At 69.7% G+C, this 17,215-nt stretch carries 10 protein-coding genes and 2 rRNA genes (1 of these 12 running past the window's edge); 6 read left to right on the forward strand and 6 right to left on the reverse strand.

Features of this window, described 5'->3' with window-relative positions:
- Positions 1 to 3,005 (forward strand): 23S ribosomal RNA (locus tag Drose_RS01910); it begins 114 nt to the left of the window's first position.
- A 142-nt stretch (positions 3,006 to 3,147) separates the two neighbouring features.
- Positions 3,148 to 3,264, forward strand: a 5S ribosomal RNA gene (gene rrf / locus Drose_RS01915).
- A gap of 204 nt (positions 3,265 to 3,468) precedes the next feature.
- On the opposite strand, the gene Drose_RS01920 is transcribed toward rrf, so the two are convergent.
- The gene (locus Drose_RS01920) at positions 3,469 to 5,616 is read right to left on the reverse strand and encodes a transglycosylase domain-containing protein (protein ID WP_260726451.1); all 2,148 of its coding nucleotides are present in this window, start codon (positions 5,614 to 5,616) and stop codon (positions 3,469 to 3,471) included.
- A 157-nt stretch (positions 5,617 to 5,773) separates the two neighbouring features.
- On the opposite strand from Drose_RS01920, the gene Drose_RS01925 reads away from it, so the two are divergent.
- Complete coding sequence (locus Drose_RS01925) at positions 5,774 to 6,568, forward strand: oxygenase MpaB family protein (protein WP_260726452.1); 795 nt, start codon at positions 5,774 to 5,776, stop codon at positions 6,566 to 6,568.
- A 12-nt stretch (positions 6,569 to 6,580) separates the two neighbouring features.
- On the opposite strand, the gene Drose_RS01930 is transcribed toward Drose_RS01925, so the two are convergent.
- Together Drose_RS01930 and Drose_RS01935 are read right to left on the reverse strand one after the other, a co-directional pair.
- Entirely contained in the window at positions 6,581 to 7,261 is a 681-nt protein-coding gene (locus Drose_RS01930) for a response regulator (RefSeq protein WP_260726453.1), read from the reverse strand.
- Complete coding sequence (locus tag Drose_RS01935) at positions 7,258 to 8,436, reverse strand: sensor histidine kinase (protein ID WP_260726454.1); 1,179 nt, start codon at positions 8,434 to 8,436, stop codon at positions 7,258 to 7,260. The genes Drose_RS01930 and Drose_RS01935 overlap by 4 nt, the downstream gene beginning before the upstream one ends.
- 171 nt (positions 8,437 to 8,607) lie before the next feature.
- Between Drose_RS01935 and Drose_RS01940 the strand changes: the two genes are divergently transcribed.
- Positions 8,608 to 10,770, forward strand: a complete 2,163-nt coding sequence (locus Drose_RS01940) for an MMPL family transporter (protein WP_260726455.1) — start codon at positions 8,608 to 8,610, stop codon at positions 10,768 to 10,770.
- 55 nt (positions 10,771 to 10,825) lie between these two features.
- Here the strand turns inward: Drose_RS01940 and Drose_RS01945 are convergent, their stop codons facing one another.
- The 3 genes from Drose_RS01945 to Drose_RS01955 all read right to left on the reverse strand — a co-directional run bounded on the left by Drose_RS01945 (position 10,826) and on the right by Drose_RS01955 (position 15,559).
- Positions 10,826 to 12,175 carry an MFS transporter gene (locus Drose_RS01945; RefSeq protein ID WP_260726456.1) on the reverse strand — a complete coding sequence of 450 codons (1,350 nt, stop codon included), beginning with the start codon at positions 12,173 to 12,175 and terminating at the stop codon, positions 10,826 to 10,828.
- A 325-nt stretch (positions 12,176 to 12,500) separates the two neighbouring features.
- Positions 12,501 to 14,870: an ABC transporter permease gene (locus Drose_RS01950; RefSeq protein ID WP_260726457.1), complete on the reverse strand. Its 2,370-nt coding sequence runs from the start codon at positions 14,868 to 14,870 to the stop codon at positions 12,501 to 12,503.
- Positions 14,867 to 15,559: an ABC transporter ATP-binding protein gene (locus Drose_RS01955; protein WP_260726458.1), complete on the reverse strand. Its 693-nt coding sequence runs from the start codon at positions 15,557 to 15,559 to the stop codon at positions 14,867 to 14,869. Before Drose_RS01955 ends, Drose_RS01950 begins: the two co-directional genes overlap by 4 nt.
- A gap of 177 nt (positions 15,560 to 15,736) precedes the next feature.
- On the opposite strand from Drose_RS01955, the gene Drose_RS01960 reads away from it, so the two are divergent.
- Together Drose_RS01960 and Drose_RS01965 are read left to right on the forward strand one after the other, a co-directional pair.
- The gene (locus Drose_RS01960; protein ID WP_260729572.1) at positions 15,737 to 16,525 is read left to right on the forward strand and encodes a sensor histidine kinase; all 789 of its coding nucleotides are present in this window, start codon (positions 15,737 to 15,739) and stop codon (positions 16,523 to 16,525) included.
- Positions 16,522 to 17,190, forward strand: a complete 669-nt coding sequence (locus tag Drose_RS01965) for a response regulator (protein WP_260726459.1) — start codon at positions 16,522 to 16,524, stop codon at positions 17,188 to 17,190. Before Drose_RS01960 ends, Drose_RS01965 begins: the two co-directional genes overlap by 4 nt.
- Positions 17,191 to 17,215 lie beyond the last annotated feature (25 nt).

Below are 17,215 nucleotides of genomic sequence, written 5' to 3' on the forward strand. Positions count from 1 at the left end.
CCGAATGGGGGAACCCGGCACCAGTCATGTGGTGTCACTTCCGCCTGAACACATAGGGTGGATAGAGGGAACGCGGGGAAGTGAAACATCTCAGTACCCGCAGGAAGAGAAAACAATTGTGATTCCGTGAGTAGTGGCGAGCGAAAGCGGATGAGGCTAAACCGGTCATGTGTGATACCCGGCAGGGGTTGCGTGGTCGGGGTTGTGGGACGTGTCTTGACTGGTCTGCCGGCCGGTCGCGCAGTCAGAAAATCGATGGTTAGTCGAAGTCCGCTGGAAAGCGGTGCCGTAGACGGTGATAGTCCGGTAGGCGAAAACTGTCGGTCTGTGTTGGCGTGTTCCCGAGTAGCGGCGGACTCCTGTAATCTGCCGTGAATCTGCCAGGACCACCTGGTAAGCCTAAATACTCCCTGGTGACCGATAGCGGACGAGTACCGTGAGGGAAAGGTGAAAAGTACCCCGGGAGGGGAGTGAAATAGTACCTGAAACCGTGCGCCTACAATCCGTCGGAGCGTCCAGTCGTTTGGCTGGGGTGACGGCGTGCCTTTTGAAGAATGAGCCTGCGAGTTAGTGGTGCGTGGCGAGGTTAACCCGTGTGGGGTAGCCGTAGCGAAAGCGAGTCTGAAGAGGGCGTTTGAGTCGCGTGTCCTAGACCCGAAGCGGAGTGATCTAGCCATGGGCAGGCTGAAGCGCGGGTAAGACCGCGTGGAGGGCCGAACCCACCAACGTTGAAAAGTTGGGGGATGACCTGTGGTTAGGGGTGAAAGGCCAATCAAACTCCGTGATAGCTGGTTCTCCCCGAAATGCATTTAGGTGCAGCGTTGCGTGTTTCTTGCCGGAGGTAGAGCACTGGATGGCCTAGGGGGCCTACAAGCTTACTGAAGTCAACTAAACTCCGAATGCCGGTAAGTGAGAGCGTGGCAGTGAGACTGCGGGGGATAAGCTTCGTAGTCGAGAGGGAAACAGCCCAGATCACCAGCTAAGGCCCCTAAGCGTGTGCTAAGTGGTAAAGGATGTGGGGTCGCATAGACAACCAGGAGGTTGGCTTAGAAGCAGCCACCCTTGAAAGAGTGCGTAATAGCTCACTGGTCAAGTGGTTCCGCGCCGACAATGTAGCGGGGCTCAAGCACACCGCCGAAGCTGTGGCATTCACACATGTACCCGGCCTGAGACTTCGGTTGAGGGTCCAGGTGTGTGGATGGGTAGGGGAGCGTCGTGTCACCGGTGAAGCGGCGGAGTGATCCAGTCGTGGAGGTGACGCGAGTGAGAATGCAGGCATGAGTAGCGAAAGCAGGGTGAGAAACCCTGCCGCCGGATGACCAAGGGTTCCAGGGCCAGGCTAATCCGCCCTGGGTGAGTCGGGGCCTAAGGCGAGGCCGAGAGGCGTAGTCGATGGATAACGGGTTGATATTCCCGTACCCGCGTAGAAGCGACCATGCTGAACCTGCTTGTACTAACCTTGCGATGGTCTGATCCTTTCGGGGTGAGGGCTGGAGTTTGGGAACTTGGGTGGTAGTAGGCAAGCGATGGGGTGACGCAGGAGGGTAGCTGGGCCCGGCCGGTGGTTGTGCCGGGGCAAGCGTGTAGCCCGTGTCGTAGGTAAATCCGCGGCACTTGTGGGTGAGGCGTGAAGCGGAGCCGTTTCAGGTGAAGTCAGTGATCCCATGCTGCCGAGAAAAGCCTCTAGCGAGTTTCGAGCGGCCCGTACCCGAAACCGACACAGGTGGTCAGGTAGAGAATACCGAGGCGATCGGGCGAACTGTGGTTAAGGAACTCGGCAAATTGCCCCCGTAACTTCGGGAGAAGGGGGGCCACCGATGGTGAGACCACGTGCTGGTGGAGCGGTTGGTGGCCGCAGAGACCAGGGGGAAGCGACTGTTTACTAAAAACACAGGTCCATGCTAAGTCGTAAGACGACGTATATGGACTGACGCCTGCCCGGTGCTGGAACGTTAAGGGGACCTGTTAGCTGGTAACGGCGAAGCGGAGAACTTAAGCGCCAGTAAACGGCGGTGGTAACTATAACCATCCTAAGGTAGCGAAATTCCTTGTCGGGTAAGTTCCGACCTGCACGAATGGCGTAACGACTTCCCCACTGTCTCAACCACAGGCCCGGCGAAATTGCAGTACGAGTAAAGATGCTCGTTACGCGCGGCAGGACGGAAAGACCCCGGGACCTTCACTATAGCTTGACATTGGTACTCGAATTCGATTGTGTAGGATAGGTGGGAGCCGGTGAAGCAGTCACGCCAGTGGTTGTGGAGGCAAGCTTGAAATACCACTCTGTTGGATTTGGGTATCTAACTTTGGGCCGTGAGCCGGTTCAGGGACAGTGTCTGGTGGGTAGTTTAACTGGGGCGGTTGCCTCCTAAAATGTAACGGAGGCGCCCAAAGGTTCCCTCAGCCTGGTTGGCAATCAGGTGTTGAGTGCAAGTGCACAAGGGGGCTTGACTGTGAGACTGACAGGTCGAGCAGGGACGAAAGTCGGGACTAGTGATCCGGCACTGGCAGGTGGAAGCGGTGTCGCTCAACGGATAAAAGGTACCCCGGGGATAACAGGCTGATCTTCCCCAAGAGTCCATATCGACGGGATGGTTTGGCACCTCGATGTCGGCTCGTCGCATCCTGGGGCTGGAGTAGGTCCCAAGGGTTGGGCTGTTCGCCCATTAAAGCGGTACGCGAGCTGGGTTTAGAACGTCGTGAGACAGTTCGGTCCCTATCCGCCGTGCGCGTAGGATACTTGAGAAGGGCTGTCCCTAGTACGAGAGGACCGGGACGGACGAACCTCTGGTGTGCCAGTTGTTCTGCCAAGAGCACGGCTGGTTGGCTACGTTCGGAAGGGATAACCGCTGAAAGCATCTAAGCGGGAAGCTCGCTTCGAGATGAGGTATCCCACCCCTTGAGGGTTAAGGCCCCCAGCGAGACTACTGGGTTGATAGGCCGGAGGTGGAAGCCTGGTGACAGGTTTGAGCTGACCGGTACTAATAGGCCGAGGACTTGACCTCGTAACCGTTCCCGCCTTTTGGGTGGGGATGGGTGGTGAAGGTGTTGACGCATCCACTGTGTGATTCTGAACCAATACCGGTCGCACTCTGCGGGCCCTGTTGTGGGGTGTGTGGGTGTGCGGGGTTGATAGGTTCATAGTGTTACGGTGGCCATAGCGGAGGGGAAACGCCCGGTCCCATTCCGAACCCGGAAGCTAAGCCCTCCAGCGCCGATGGTACTGCACCCGTGAGAGTGTGGGAGAGTAGGACGCCGCCGGACAAACTTTCGATCGAGGGTCGCCCGTTGGGCGGCCCTCGACTCGTTTCAACGGACGTTTTGCGTCGCGTTTCTACCATCCGCGCGCGTCCTACGACGACGATCTGCCCGACCTGTCCGAGCGCCACGACGCGGCCTCCGGTCTGCTGCCCGCCCATTCCGGCGACGACCAGGCGAGATCGCGGTGCCCGACGTAACGAACGAGGGTCAGCCGCCGAACGCCCTGGCGCGGCTCGGCGCGGTGAAGTTCTCCGCGGGCACGCCGGTGAGCGCGCCCTTGAGCGTGTAGGCGACCGCGTTGTTGATGACCGGGTGCGACATCGTCTTGTTGGTTTGCGGGTTGTCCGGGTCGGTGACGATGCCGGCGACCGCGAGCTGCTTGGCCATCACGACGAACGTCGCGCTCTTCTCGCTGTCTGTGGTGCCGGTCTTGCCGGCGACTGGCCGGCCGACCTGGCCGTGGACGGCGGCGGCCGTACCGCCGTCAGGGCAGGCGTTGAACGCGGACTGGTCGCCGACCGGGCAGCGGGCCATGTCCACGGCGGCGCGGGCCACGTCCGGGTCGACGACCTGCCTGCACTGCGGACTCCCGGCGTCGATCGTGTTGCCGTTGAGGTCCCGGATCTCGACGACCGGGGTCGGGGTGCAGTACTTGCCGTCGGCGGCCAGGGTGGCGTAGGCGTTGGCGAGGTCCAGCGGGGTCGTGTCCGACACGCCCAGCGTGAACGCGCCCCACTGGTGGGCGTCGGCGGCCAGGCCGGCGTCGTTCGGCGAGCGGAACTGGATGCCCAGCCGCTGCGCCACGTTGACCACCTTCTCGGCGCCGACCCGCTGTTGCAGCGGTACAAAGTAGGTGTTCAGCGACATGCCGAAGCTCTGCCACATGTTGAAGTCGCCGGCCTGGTCGCCCGAGTTCTTCGGGCAGTAGTGCGCCCCGTTGCAGGCGGTGGGGCTGCTCGGGTCGACCGGATAGTCGGACACGAACTGTTTCTGGACGTTCTCGGTGTGCGACAGCGGCAGGCCCGCCTCCAACGCGGCGACCGCGGAGAAGATCTTGAACGACGACCCGGCCTGGTAGCCGGGGATTTCCGGGCCGCCGGTGATGAGCGGGACCGTGGTGTTGGGGTAGTTGCCCTTCTGTCCCTTCTTCGACGGGTTGGTGCTGGACCCGTTGTGGGTCTGGTCGTTGCTGAAGTTGCGGTTCGTCGCGAGGGCCTGCACCCGCCCGGTGCCCGGCTCGATCGCGGCGAGCATGACCGCCTCGGAGTCGCCGATCTTGACGGAGTCGCCGGCGCCCGGCTGGTCCTGGGCGTACTTGAACGCGGCTGCCTGGGCCTGCACGCTCATCGAGCTGATGATGGTGTAGCCGCCGGAGCGCAGTTTGTTCTGCCGTTCGTACGCGTCGGCGCCGAACGCGGGCTGTTCGAGCCACCACCGGCGCAGGTAGTCGCAGATGAAGCCGGCGCCGAGATCGGGGCGCTGGACCGCCTCGCAGCCTTCGGGGGTCCGCTTGCCGACGACCGTGGGCTTGGTGGCCGCCGCCTCGTCGGCCTGCTGCTCGGTGATGTAGCCCATCGTCACCATCTGGTTGAGCACGTACTTCTGCCGGTCCAGCGCGCGTAGCAGGCCCTCGGCCGTGGCCGGGTCGTTGGTCGTGGGCGCCTTCACCAGGCCGGCGAGGAGCGCGGCCTCCGGCAGCGTGAGATCCTTCGGGTCCTTGTCGAAGTAGACGTGCGACGCGGCGAAGATGCCGTACGCGCCGTGGCCGAATGACGAGATGTTCAGGTACCGTTCGAGAATCTGCTCCTTGGAGAGCTTCTTCTCCAGCGCGATCGCGAGCTTCATCTCCCGCACCTTGCGAGCCGGCGTCTTGTCGGTGGCCTCCACGACCTCCTTCGGCGAGCGCGCGGAGTAGGCGGCGACCTGCCGCACGTACTGCATGGTCAGCGTCGAGGCGCCCTGCTGGTCGCCGCCGTTCTGGTTGTTCACGAACGCGCGGGCCACGCCCTTGAGATCCACGCCGTGGTGCTGGTAGAACCGCGTGTCCTCGGCGGCCACGATCGCCTGCGCCATGACCGGCGCGACCTCGGTGATCGGCACGTCCCGCCGGTTCTCGTCGTACATCATCGCCAGCAGCGTCTTGCCGTCGCTGGCGTAGATGTACGAGATCTGCGGCGACGGCAGCACGTCGAAGGTGGTCGGCAGGCCCTCGAAGTTGTCCGCGCCGGTCTTGGCGGCCAGGCCCGACATGGCCAGTGCCGGGAACACCGCCGCGGCCACCGCCACACCGGCGACCAGTCCACACAGCAGCAGGGACGAAACGGCGGACAGCACGCCGTGGCCACGCAAACGCATACAGCAACCCCAGGGTTTTCGCCGGCTATGCAGTCTCAAACCCTTCAAGTCGTACCCAATCTGACGCTTCGCGACACGTGACACTTCGCACACGACCCGTCGATGTCCACTGTGGACAGACCAGGGCGCTGTTGACGGCGTACCTATCCTCGGCGGGATGCGCCGCTTCCACGTCCGGGACCACATCGCTCAGCTCGATCCGGTGCGCGACTACGCCGAGATCACGCGACTGCTGATGTTCCGGGAGTTTCCGTGGGACGTGCGCATGGCGGGCCGGCTGATGATCTGGCACCTGTACGCCGCCCCGCCGGTCGCCGCAGTCGTGGGCAGCACCGGCGCGCTCGCCGTCCGGGCGGAGGTCACCTCCCTGGCGTTCGGGGATCTCGTCGAGCACGGGTTCGACTCGTGGCGAGGGCGGGAGGTCGTCCGGTTCGTCAACCGCGGTCACCGGGGCACGCCGGTGACCGCCGAACACAACCGGTTTGCGCTCGCGGCGCTGGCGGTGACGCTCGTGCGCTGGCTCGACCGGTACGGCTGGCGTCCGGTCACCGAGGGTGAGCGGGCCGCACTGATCACGTTTTACGCCGAACTCGGCCGCCGCATCGGCGTGCGGGACCTGCCACGGACCTACGACGCGCTCGCCGCCTACCTCGCCGGGTGCGAGGCCGGGTTCGCGCCGTCGGCAGCCGGTGAGCTGTGCGGCGAGCGGACCCTGGCGATGGCGCGCGGCCGGGTGCCCTCGCTGCTGCGGCCACTGGTCCGGCCGGTCGTCGCGGCACTGCTCGACCCGGGCGTTCGAGCGGCCGTCGGCCTACCGCCGCCCGCCGGGCCGGTGCGGCTCGCCGTCCGCGGCGTGCTGCGCCTGCGGCGCCGTGTCGTGCGCCTGCTCCCGCCTCGAGTGGAGGAGACCACCCCGCGAACCCGGCGCCGCGCCGGCGGGCTCCAACGCTGATTTCGGGTGGTGTCAGCGCCTCGGGTCGGCCGGGTCGCCCGGGCGGATCAGGCCCGTTTCGTAGGCGAAGATGACCGCCTGGACGCGGTCGCGGAGCTGGAGTTTCGCCAGGATTCGCTTCACGTGGGTCTTCACCGTCGACTCTTCCACGCCCAGCAGCTCGGCGATCTCCGTGTTGGTGCGGCCGCGGGCCGCCGCCTCCAGGACCTCGCGCTCGCGTGGGGTCAGCTCCAGCAGGCGGCGGGTGGCGGCCGGGTCCGGTTGGGGCTGGTGGGTCATCCGGTCGATGACCGTGCGGGTCACCGCCGGGGAGAGCAGGGACTCGCCGGCCGCGATGGTGTGGATCGCGGCGATGAGCTGCTCCGGCTGGGTGCGCTTCAGCAGAAAACCCGAGGCGCCGGCGCTCAGCGCGCCGAACACGTAATCGTCGTCCTCGAACGTCGTCAGGATTAGGATGCGGGCCGGTGAGCCGCTCGCCACGATCTCTCGCGTGGCGCCGATGCCGTCCAGGTGCGGCATCCGCACGTCCATCAGCACGACGTCCGGTTTTGTGTGCTTTGTCTGCTCGGCGGCCTCGCGACCGTCGGCGGCCTCGCCGACCACGATGATGCGGTCGTCGCTGGACAGCACCGCTCGCAGGCCGGCGCGCATGAGGTCGTCGTCGTCGACGACCAGGACCCGGGGTCCACTCACGCCGTGACTCCGGCGCGGTCGGCGAAGTGTGGCAGGCGGGCCGACAGCTCGTACAGGCTCCCGGACGCCTTCGCCTGGAGCGTGCCGCCCAGCAGAAACGCTCGCTCGCGCATGCCGACGATGCCGTGGCCGCCGTTGGTCGGCGGGGTGCCGGTGGTGGCGCGCGTCGGGTTGACGACCGTGATCTCGACGGCCTCAGGGGCGAAGCGCACGGTCACGTCGGCGCTGCCGTCGCCGTGGCGGGTCGCGTTGGTCAGCGCTTCTTGCAGGATTCGGTATGCCGCCGAGGCGACGCTGCGGGGCACCGAGCCGGGGGAACCGTCGAGGCGGCTGGTGAGGGCCAGCCCGCTCGACCGGAACCCCTCCAGCAGATCGTCGATCGCGGCCGGGTCGGCCGGGGTGAGCTCGCTCTGCCCGTCCTCCCGCAGCGCGCGGACCAGGCGGCTGATCTCGTCCATCGTGCCGCGCGCGACGTCCTCGATGGTGTGCAGCGCCCGGATCGAACCCTCCCGGTCGCGCTCGTGGAGCAGTCGCGCGGCGCCGGCCTGCACGAGGATGACGCTGATCGCGTGGCCGGCCGAGTCGTGCAGCTCCCGGGCGATGCGGGTGCGCTCCTGCGCGGCGGCGAGCCGCTGTTCCCGTTCCACCTCACGCTCGGTGCGCGCGGCCCGCTCCTCCAGCGCGACGATGCGCTCGCGGCGCAGCCGGCTGCGGTCGCCGGTGATCCAGATGGCGCAGAACATGATCGCCAGGGACGTCAGCTCGATCGGGATGTCGGTCAGGTTGTCGCCAGCCAGCAGATAGGTCACCGCGAGGACCGGACCGAAGCCGACCACCGCCGCGCACGCGGACCGCCGCAACAGGTCGGGGCCGCCGCTGTGCCGCACCGCCACGGTGTAGGCGGCGATCGCGGTGCCGAGCGGGAAGTCCAGCGGATAGTTGAGCACCAGCAGGATCAGGGTGGCCACCGCGACGATCGTGTAGACCGCGAGCGGGGCACGGTCCCGCACCACCAACGGCACCGACGCCGCGACGGCGAGCACGACGCCGAGCGCGTCGAGCGGCGTGGACAGCGGGCTCGGCGTGCCCAGCCCGTCGGCCGCGAGGGTGCTCATCGCGATGGCGAGCGTCATCGCCGCGATCCCCCCGTCCACCAGCACCGTCCGCCTGTTCACCCTGCCAGCGTAGAGAGCCGGCCCGGCGGGTGAAACGCTCCGCGGGGGGATGCCGTATGCCCCTACAGGGGGACACGAAGATCCCTTCAGCGAGCGTTGTCCCGAAGTACCGCCGCTTCCTAGCGTTCTCCGTCGGGCAGTCCGGCCGACGCCAGGGGAAGGCGGCGCACGATGGCACAGACCACGCAAACGGAACGCACGACGAGCACCAGCACCGTCTTCACCCGGCTGGCGGACCGCTCGTATCGGCACCGATGGCTCGCGCTCATCGCCTGGGTCGCCGTCCTGGTCGCCGTCACCGTCGCCGCGCAGGTCGTCGGCAGCGACTACCGTAACGACTTCGCGCTGCCCGGCACCGACTCGCAACGCGCTCTCGACATGCTGCGGGAGCGAGCGCCGGCGCAGGCCGGCGCGACGGCACAGGTGGTCGTGCAGCGCGCGGACGGTCTCGCCGCCCGGCCCACCCGGGACCGGATCGAGGCCATGCTCCGCGACGTGCGTGAGCTGCCCCGGGTCGCGGAGGTCCGCAGCCCGTACGAAGATCCCAGCGCCATGTCCCGCGACGGCACCGTCGCCTACGCGACGGTCGTGTTCGACGCACCCGCCGAGCAGGTCCCCGGCGAGGACGTCCGCCGGATCATGGACACCGCCCAGGCCGCCCGCGGCGACGGGCTGCGGGTCGAGCTCGGCGGCGACCCTGTCCGCAACGCGCAGGAGAGCGAGGGCGGCGCCGCCGAAGGCGTGGGGATGCTGGCCGCGCTCGTGATCCTCGTGCTGCTCTTCGGCTCGCTGCTCGCGGCGAGCCTGCCGATCGTCATCGCGGTGTTCGCGGTCGGCAGCGCCGTCGGTGTCGTCGCACTCGCCTCGCACCTGGCGACGATCGCCGACTTCACCGCGCCGCTGATGCTGCTGGTGGGGCTCGGCGTCGGCATCGACTATGCGCTGCTGGTGTTCTCCCGCTACCGCGGCGAACTGCTCGCCGGTGCCGACCGGGCCGCCGCCACCCGCACGGCGCTGGACACCGCCGGGCGCACCGTCTTCTTCGCCGGCTGCACGGTCATCGTGGCGCTGCTCGGCCTCATCGCCCTCGGCCTCGGCTCGTTGCGGGGTGTCGCCGTCGCCATCGCGGTGACCGTCCTCGTCACGATGATCGCGTCCCTGACGCTGTTGCCGGCCCTGCTCGCCGTCGTCGGTGCCCGCGTCGAGCGCGGTGTCCGCAAGCGGGCGTCCCGTGCCATCCGGCGGGAAGGCGATCGCTGGCGGGCCTGGTCGACACTGGTGCAGCGCCGGCCGTGGGCGGCGTTGGTGCTGGCTGTGGGCGCCCTGCTCGCACTCGCCTGGCCGACCCTCGACATGCGACTCGGCTTCGCCGACGCCGGGACCGACGCGCCGTCGGCGACCTCCCGCGCCGCGTACGATCTGCTGGCCGAGGGCTTCGGCGCCGGGTTCAACGGCCCGCTCGTCGTCGTGGTCCGCGGCGACACCGAGGCGGCGGCAACCGTCCAGCAGGCGCTGTCGACCACGGCCGGCGTCGCGGCCACGACACCGCCGCTGCCGTCGAGTGCGGACCTGTCGACCATCATCGTCTTCCCGGACGCCGGGCCGCAGGACGCCCGCACCGCCGAGCTCGTCGACCGGCTGCGCTCGCAGACCCTGCCCCCGCTGGCCGCCGGCAGCGGCGCGACCCTGCTCGTCGGCGGCAGCACCGCCGCGGTCGTCGACTTCGCCGACGCGGTGAGCGGGCGGCTGCCGATCTTCGTCGGCCTGGTCGTCGGCCTGTCGGCACTGCTGCTACTGCTGGTGTTCCGCTCGGTGCTGATCCCGATCAAGGCCGCGCTGCTCAACCTGCTCAGCGTCGCCGCGGCGATGGGCGCCATCACACTGGTCTTCCAGGACGGCAGATTCGGCGCGCAGCCCGGCCCCATCGAGGCGTACGTCCCGGTCATGATCTTCGCGATCGCGTTCGGGCTGTCGATGGACTACGAGGTGTTCCTGCTCGCCAGGATGCACGAGGAGTGGCAGCGTACGCGCGACGCGCAGCTCGCCATCCGGGAAGGGCTCGCTACCACCGGCCGGATCGTCACCGCCGCGGCGGCCATCATGGTCCTGGTGTTCGGCTCGTTCCTGCTCGATCCCGGCCGGATGCTCCAGCAGTTCGGCCTCGGGCTGGCCGTCGCCGTCCTCCTCGACGCCCTCGTGATCCGGTGCCTCATCGTGCCCGCGGTCATGCGGCTGCTCGGCACCCGCGCCTGGTGGCTGCCACGCTGGCTCGACCGGTCGCTCCCGCACGTGGCGCTGGAGGCGGGCCCGGCTGACGGGCCGGTTCCGCGGTAGGCGCGGCGCCGGAGGCGGGCCGGTCCCGCGGTCAGCGCGGCACGCGGCGGCGCGGCTACCTCGCCGACGGCTCGCCGTCGGCAGCATGAACGAGAACCCTCGGACCGACCGGGTGGGCGTTCGCAGCGCGGACGGGCCGGCGGCGCCGCGCGGCGGCCAGGACGATCCGGCCCGCGGCTGCCGGGCGCAGCGGGCGGTTGTGCCTGGCGGACAGGGCCATGCCGGCGGCGAGACACGCCACGGCGGTGATGGTGCCGGCCAGGACGAGCGTCTCGCGGGGGCCGGCCCGTTCGGCGAGCCAGCCCAGCAGCGGAGCGCCCAGGGCGCCGGAGAGCGAACTGGCCACCGACATGGCGGCCAGCATCCGGCCGCGCATCTCGGTGAGGGTGTCCAACTGCACCCGGGCCGACACCGTCGTGTCGATCAGCACGGCGCCGGCGCCGATCGGCAGCATCAGGGCCGCGAAGCTCCACACCCCGGGCGCGAGGCCGCAGAACAGTTGCAGGACGCTGCTGAGCAGGCCGGCGCCGATCAGCGTCTGGTAGCTCAGGTCGCGCTGCCGGGCCGCGGCCAGGGAGCCGATCGCCGTGCCGGCGGCGAAGAACGCGGACAGCAGGCCGTAGCCGGGCGCGCCGGCGTGCAGCGGGCCGTTGCTCATCGCCGCCATCGTCACCTGGTAGTTGCGGCCCAGGCTGCCGAGCACGACGGCGAGTGCGAGCGTGATCAGGATGATCGGCTGCCGCAGCAGGTACCGGAAGCCGGCGCGCACCCCGTGGGCGGGGGCGGTCGCGGGGTCGCCGGTGGACGCCGGCTGCGGATGACCGTACCGGGGGCGGAGGGTGAGCAACGCGACGAGCACACCGAGGAAGCTGATCGCGTTGCCGGCGAACAGGGGCGCCGGGCCGACCAGCGCGGCGACCGTACCACCCAACGTCATGCCGATGATCCGGCCGGTGGAGTTCACCAGAGAGCCGAGCGACAGCGCGTTGGTGAGCAGGGACCGATCCACGATGGTGGACGTGAACCGGCCCATCACCGGGCTCTCGATCGCGTTGACCACACCGCCCGCGGCCGAGATGACGTACACCATGCCGATACCGCCCAGATGCCCCCAGGCGGCGGCCGCCAGGACCGCGGCGAGGGCGGCATGGGCGAGCTGGGTGCACACCAGCAGCGGACGGCCGGGCAGCCGGTCGGCGAGCGCACCGGCCCACGAGCTGAGCAGCAGCACCGGCAAGGTCTGCATGAGCACCGTCAGACCCATCAGGCTGACCGAACCGGTGGCCTGCAGCACGTACCAGTTGATCGCCAGCGCCTGCATCCAGGTGCCGCTGACCGACACGAAGTCGGCGCCCATCCAGATCCGGAAGTTGCGCTCACGCAGGGCTATGAAGGTGGTGCGCACATCGTCCGTCCTCTTCGTGCCGGACGACAGCTTGCCCTCACTCGCTCCGTCCCTGCCGGTCGCCGGCTTTCGGCAACCACCGCGGCGCGGCCGGGCGTCCCCACGCCCGAGCCGCACCACCTCCGGTCCGCACATGCTGCTGGCGCTGAGCCCTGTTCGACAAGGTGGAGAGCGCGATCGTGAGGCGGTTCACGGCCTGCCGCATGGTCGATGACCTGCGGAAACAGGATCAACGACGGGAAGCGGTCAGCACGGTGGAGGATCCGGGGGCAGCTCGGTGGCCACCGTCGAACCGCCCGCACCGGTGCCGACCGTCAGCGCGGGCTCACTCGTTGTGGAGCACCTCAGCGATCCGCAGCCGGGCCGCGCGCCGGGCCGGGATCAGTGCGCCGACGAGGGCGATCAGCACACCCGCGACGGCCAGCAGCACCAGGGTCGGTGCGTGCCATACGTCGAGGACCACCGCCGGGATGCTGATCCGCGCCGCGTCGGCGGTCTGCGGAACGATGTACCGGTGTGCGGCGATGCCCAGCGGGATGCCCAAGAGTCCACCGACCGCGCCGAGCAGCGCCATCGACGTGAGCACCATCGTCACCACCTGGCGCGGCGTCATCCCGATCGACTTCAGCATGCCGAGGTCGCGGCGGCGTTCGTGGACGTTGAGCACCACCGTGTTGAACACGCCCAGCGCCGCGACCGTGGACAGCAGCAGCGCCAGCACCGTCGAGAAGCTGATCACGGTGACCGCGAAGTCGCTGAGATGCGAGGTGTCCCACGCGTCGATGCTCGGGTCGGCCGTCCTGACCGCGGCGACGTACGCCGCGACGTCGCCACCCCGCACCAGTTGGACCTGGTAGTGGACCTCCCACGGCTGGACGGCGCGGTCCGGGGCCAGTTCGGTCAGGACCTGCCAGTCGACGAACGCGGCCGGCGGTCCGGGGGCGCCGTCCATCGTCTCGCCCACGACCGTCAGCACCGTCCGCCGCCCGCCGAGCTCCAGGGTGACCTTGTCGCCGACCGTCAGCCCGCGCTCGCGCATGACCTTCGACGGCACCACCATCTCGTTCACCGCGCTCATCCAGCGGCCCGCGGTGAGCTCGTCCCGGTAGCCCATCGACGCGTAGTCGCCGCGCACGAAGTTCACCGGGAACGGCTGCGTCTGGCCGAGCGCCGGCACCGTCAGGCCCGCGACGGCCGCCACCCGGGCCGCGCCCGGCAGGCCGCGCAGCAACTCCTCCACCTGCGCGTCGGTCCGGCTCGTGGCTGACGGCAGACCGCCCTGGTCGGGCGCCTGACCTTCGGCGGCGATCCGGCGCTGGCCGTCGGAAGGCCGCACGCCGATCTGCCCGGAGGCCCGATCCTCGATGGCGGAGACCCGGGTCAGCGTGTCGGCCAGGCCGGTCGCGAACGTCACCGTGGTCACGCCGAGCAGGACGGCCGCGACGGTGAACGCGGTCCGGCCCGGACGTGCGAACGGCAGCCCCAGCCCGAGGCTGACCGCCTGGGGCAGCCGGGCGCCGGCAAGCCGCCGCTGGATCCGCAGGCCGCGGCCGGTCCGGGGGGCGCTGCCCGCGCTGATCGCCTCGGCCGCGGACAGCCGGTGCGCCCGTGCGGCCGGTACCAGCGCCGTCACCACGACGAGGAGCGGCACGCCCAGCAGGCCGGCCGCCCACACCCAGGGGAAGGCACCGATGCCGCCGCCGAGCCCGAGCCCCTCGAACCCCTCGCTGACCAGTGGCCGGGCGGCGAACGAGCCGGCGACGGTACCGGTGACGCAGCCCACGACGGCGGGGACGGACACCATCACGAGGTATACCGCCACCACCTGTCGCGGCGTGAACCCGAGCGCTTTGAGCACGCCGATGTGCCGGAACCCGGAGACGACCGCACCGCTGACGACGTTGCCCACGATGACGATCGCGACGACGAGTCCGAGCACGCCGAACGTCGCCAGCAGTGGCACGTAGATACCGATGTCCGAGGCGACCTTCTCCTTGACGACCAGGTACGGCTGCGCGGCGATCAGGGCGGCGGAGGGCAGCCCGCCCGTGACGGCGGCGACGTCCGCCTCGACCGCCGTGGTCGTCGACACGTCCCCGCTGAACCGGTAGAGCATCTGCACCGAGGTCGGCTTCAGCGCGGTCATCTGCTCCGGTGTGACCCAGGCGTCCGCGGTCTGGCTGAGGCTGTACGCCCGGCCGACCACCGTGAACGTGGTGTCGCCGAGCGTGACCTCCTCGGACATCCACGGCGGCGCGCCCCGGCCGTCCGCCGGCGGCGTGTTGAGCACCACCTCGCCGGGACCGGTGGGCCAGCGCCCCTTCCACAGGTTGAGCTGGTCCACCGGGCCGCCGGGGTCGGCCCGCCCGACAACGGTCATCGGCCCGCGCGGGCCCGGCCCGGCGCCCTCGCCGAGGTCGAGTGTCACCTGCTCGAACGGGCCGGCTGCCGCGGCCACGCCGGTGCGCCGCCCGGCGAGCTCCGCATCGGTGACCGATGACCGGTCGAACACCGCGACCGCGTGCGCCCCCTGCTGCGCGGCGAAGGCCCGGTCGAACGGCGCCGAGGTCGCGTCCAGCAGCGCCAGCGCCACCACGATCGTGGTCGTCGACAGCAGTACGACCAGACCGATGACAAACGTCTGCAGCTTCCGCCGCCGCACCGCGGCCCGGGCCGCCCGCCACACGGCGCTCATACCCGGTCCAGGGTGCGCTCGTCGGCGATCCGGCCGTCGGCGAACTCGATCAGGCGGCTCGCGCACCGGGTGGCCAGCCGCTGGTCGTGCGTGACGATCAGCAGCGTCTGCCCGATCTGGTTGAGGTCCAGCAGCAGGTCCATCACCTGCTCGCCCGCGCGGCTGTCGAGGGCGCCGGTCGGCTCGTCCGCCAGCAGCAGCGCCGGGCGGTTCACCAGCGCCCGCGCCACGGCGACCCGCTGCCGTTCACCGCCGCTGAGTGCCGCCGGGTACACGTTGCGCCGGTCCGCGATGCCCAGCTCGTCGAACAGCTCCAGCGCCCGCTTGCGCGCCGGTCCGGCGGCCGTCCCGGTGAGCTGCGCCGCGAGCGCCACGTTGTCCAGCGCCGGAAGGTCGTCGAGCAGGTTGAAGAATTGGAAGATCATGCCGATGCGGTGCCGGCGGAACAGCGCCAGCCTCGTCTCGTTGAGCCGCCCCAGGTCCTCCCCGTGCACCCGCACCGACCCGGACGTCGGCCGGTCCAGCCCGGCGATCATGTTCAGCAGCGTGGACTTGCCGCAGCCGGACGGCCCCATCACCGCGACCGCTTCGCCGGTGTGAATCTCCAGCGACACGCCGTCCAACGCGATCGTGTCGCCGTACTCCTTGCGTACCCCGTCCAGCTTGACGACGCAGGTGTCATTGGTCATGACAGCAAGCTAGGGGCGCCGGCCCCGGTCGGGCATCGGCCCGCGGATGCAACCCGCCGGCGGTGTCATACCGGGGATGTACGCGGCTGAACACCGGGGATGACGCCGCGCCGGGCGGGGTCTGCGAAGGTGGTGGTTGTGCAACCCGCGACGGTCTGGCTCGCCGGCGCCCTCGCGGTGGCCTGCGCGGCCGCCGCGTGGCTCGGCGTCGCGCTCGTGCGCGCCCGCCGCCGGCACGACCGCGCGCTGGAGCAGCGGGGCTGGCTCCTCGAACGCGAACGGGAGAGCGCGGCTCGCACCGCCGTCGACGCCGAGCGCGCCCGGATCGCCCGGGAACTGCACGACATCGTCAGCCACAACGTCAGCCTCATGATCGTCCAGGCGTCGGCGGCGCGTGAGGTGCTCGCGAGCATGCCGGAGGAGGCGGTCACGGCCCTGGCCGCCGTCGAGCGCGCCGGACGGGACACCATGACCGAGTTGCGGCACCTCCTCGGCCTGCTCGCACCGCCGGCGGACGGCGGTGACGACGACCGCACCGACCTCGCGCCGCAGCCCAGCCTCAGCCGGCTCAGCCCGCTCATCGACCGCATCTCGTTCGCCGGCCTGCCGACCGACGTGCGCATCTCCGGCGAACCGCGGCCGCTGCCGACCGGGATCGACGTCACCGCGTACCGCATCGTCCAGGAGGCGCTGACCAACGCGCTGAAGCACAGCCCGGGCGGCAAGGCCGAGGTGACGATCCGCTACGCGGAGCGCTCCCTGCGCATCGAGGTGCTCAACACCGGCCCCAGCGTGCTCACCGGTGACGGGACCGGCGAGCGAGCGGCCCGCGGCGGCGGCGGCGCCGGCCGCGGCCTGCTCGGGCTGCGGCAGCGGGTCAACGTCTACGGCGGGGATCTCGACGCCAGGCGCCGTCTCGGCGGCGGGTACCGCGTCCGCGCCCGCATCCCGGTGGACCCCGCATGACGCCGGCGCCCAGGGTGCTCATCGCCGACGACCAGGAGCTGATCCGCGTCGGCTTCCGGCTCATCCTGACCGCTCGCGGCATCGACGTGGTCGGCGAGGCCGGCGACGGCGCCGAGGCGGTCGCGGCCGAGCGGCGCCTCCGGCCCGACGTCGTGCTCATGGACATCCGCATGCCGACGATGGACGGGCTCGAGGCGACCCGGCGCATCCTCGAGCACAGCCCGCGATGCCGGGTGCTCATGCTCACCACGTTCGACCTCGACCGGTACGTCTACGCCGCCCTGGCCATCGGCGCCAGCGGCTTCCTGCTCAAGGACGTCACCGCCGACCACCTCGCGGCGGCGGTACGGCTGGTCGACACCGGCGACGCGCTCCTGGCGCCCTCGATCACCCGGCGGCTCGTGCAGCGCTTCGCCGCGGCCGACGGCCCCGCGACGCCCGCCGTCCACCGGGACCTCGCCGCACTGACCCCGCGGGAGCTGGAGGTGCTCACCCTCCTCGGCCGCGGCCTGTCGAACACCGAGCTGGCCCGGCAACTGACCCTCAGCGAGGCGACCGTGAAGACGCACGTGGCGCGGATCTTCGCCAAGCTGGAGCTGCGGGACCGGGCCCAGGCGGTGGTGCTGGCCTACGAAACCGGCCTGGTGAGCCCGGGCGACGCGTAGCTCCGCCGCCGCGGGGCGCCGACCG

It is taken from the genome of Dactylosporangium roseum (assembly GCF_025264685.1).
Classification (GTDB): Bacteria; Actinomycetota; Actinomycetes; order Mycobacteriales; family Micromonosporaceae; genus Dactylosporangium; species Dactylosporangium roseum.

What these genes read in the sequence shown, in the direction of transcription:
- Drose_RS01955 (WP_260726458.1), bottom strand. Translation starts at nt 15,559, where the DNA reads ATGACCAATGACACCTGCGTCGTCAAGCTGGACGGGGTACGCAAGGAG.
- Drose_RS01940 (WP_260726455.1), top strand. Translation starts at nt 8,608, where the DNA reads ATGGCACAGACCACGCAAACGGAACGCACGACGAGCACCAGCACCGTC.
- Drose_RS01925 (WP_260726452.1), top strand. Translation starts at nt 5,774, where the DNA reads ATGCGCCGCTTCCACGTCCGGGACCACATCGCTCAGCTCGATCCGGTG.
- Drose_RS01920 (WP_260726451.1), bottom strand. Translation starts at nt 5,616, where the DNA reads ATGCGTTTGCGTGGCCACGGCGTGCTGTCCGCCGTTTCGTCCCTGCTG.
- Drose_RS01950 (WP_260726457.1), bottom strand. Translation starts at nt 14,870, where the DNA reads ATGAGCGCCGTGTGGCGGGCGGCCCGGGCCGCGGTGCGGCGGCGGAAG.
- Drose_RS01965 (WP_260726459.1), top strand. Translation starts at nt 16,522, where the DNA reads ATGACGCCGGCGCCCAGGGTGCTCATCGCCGACGACCAGGAGCTGATC.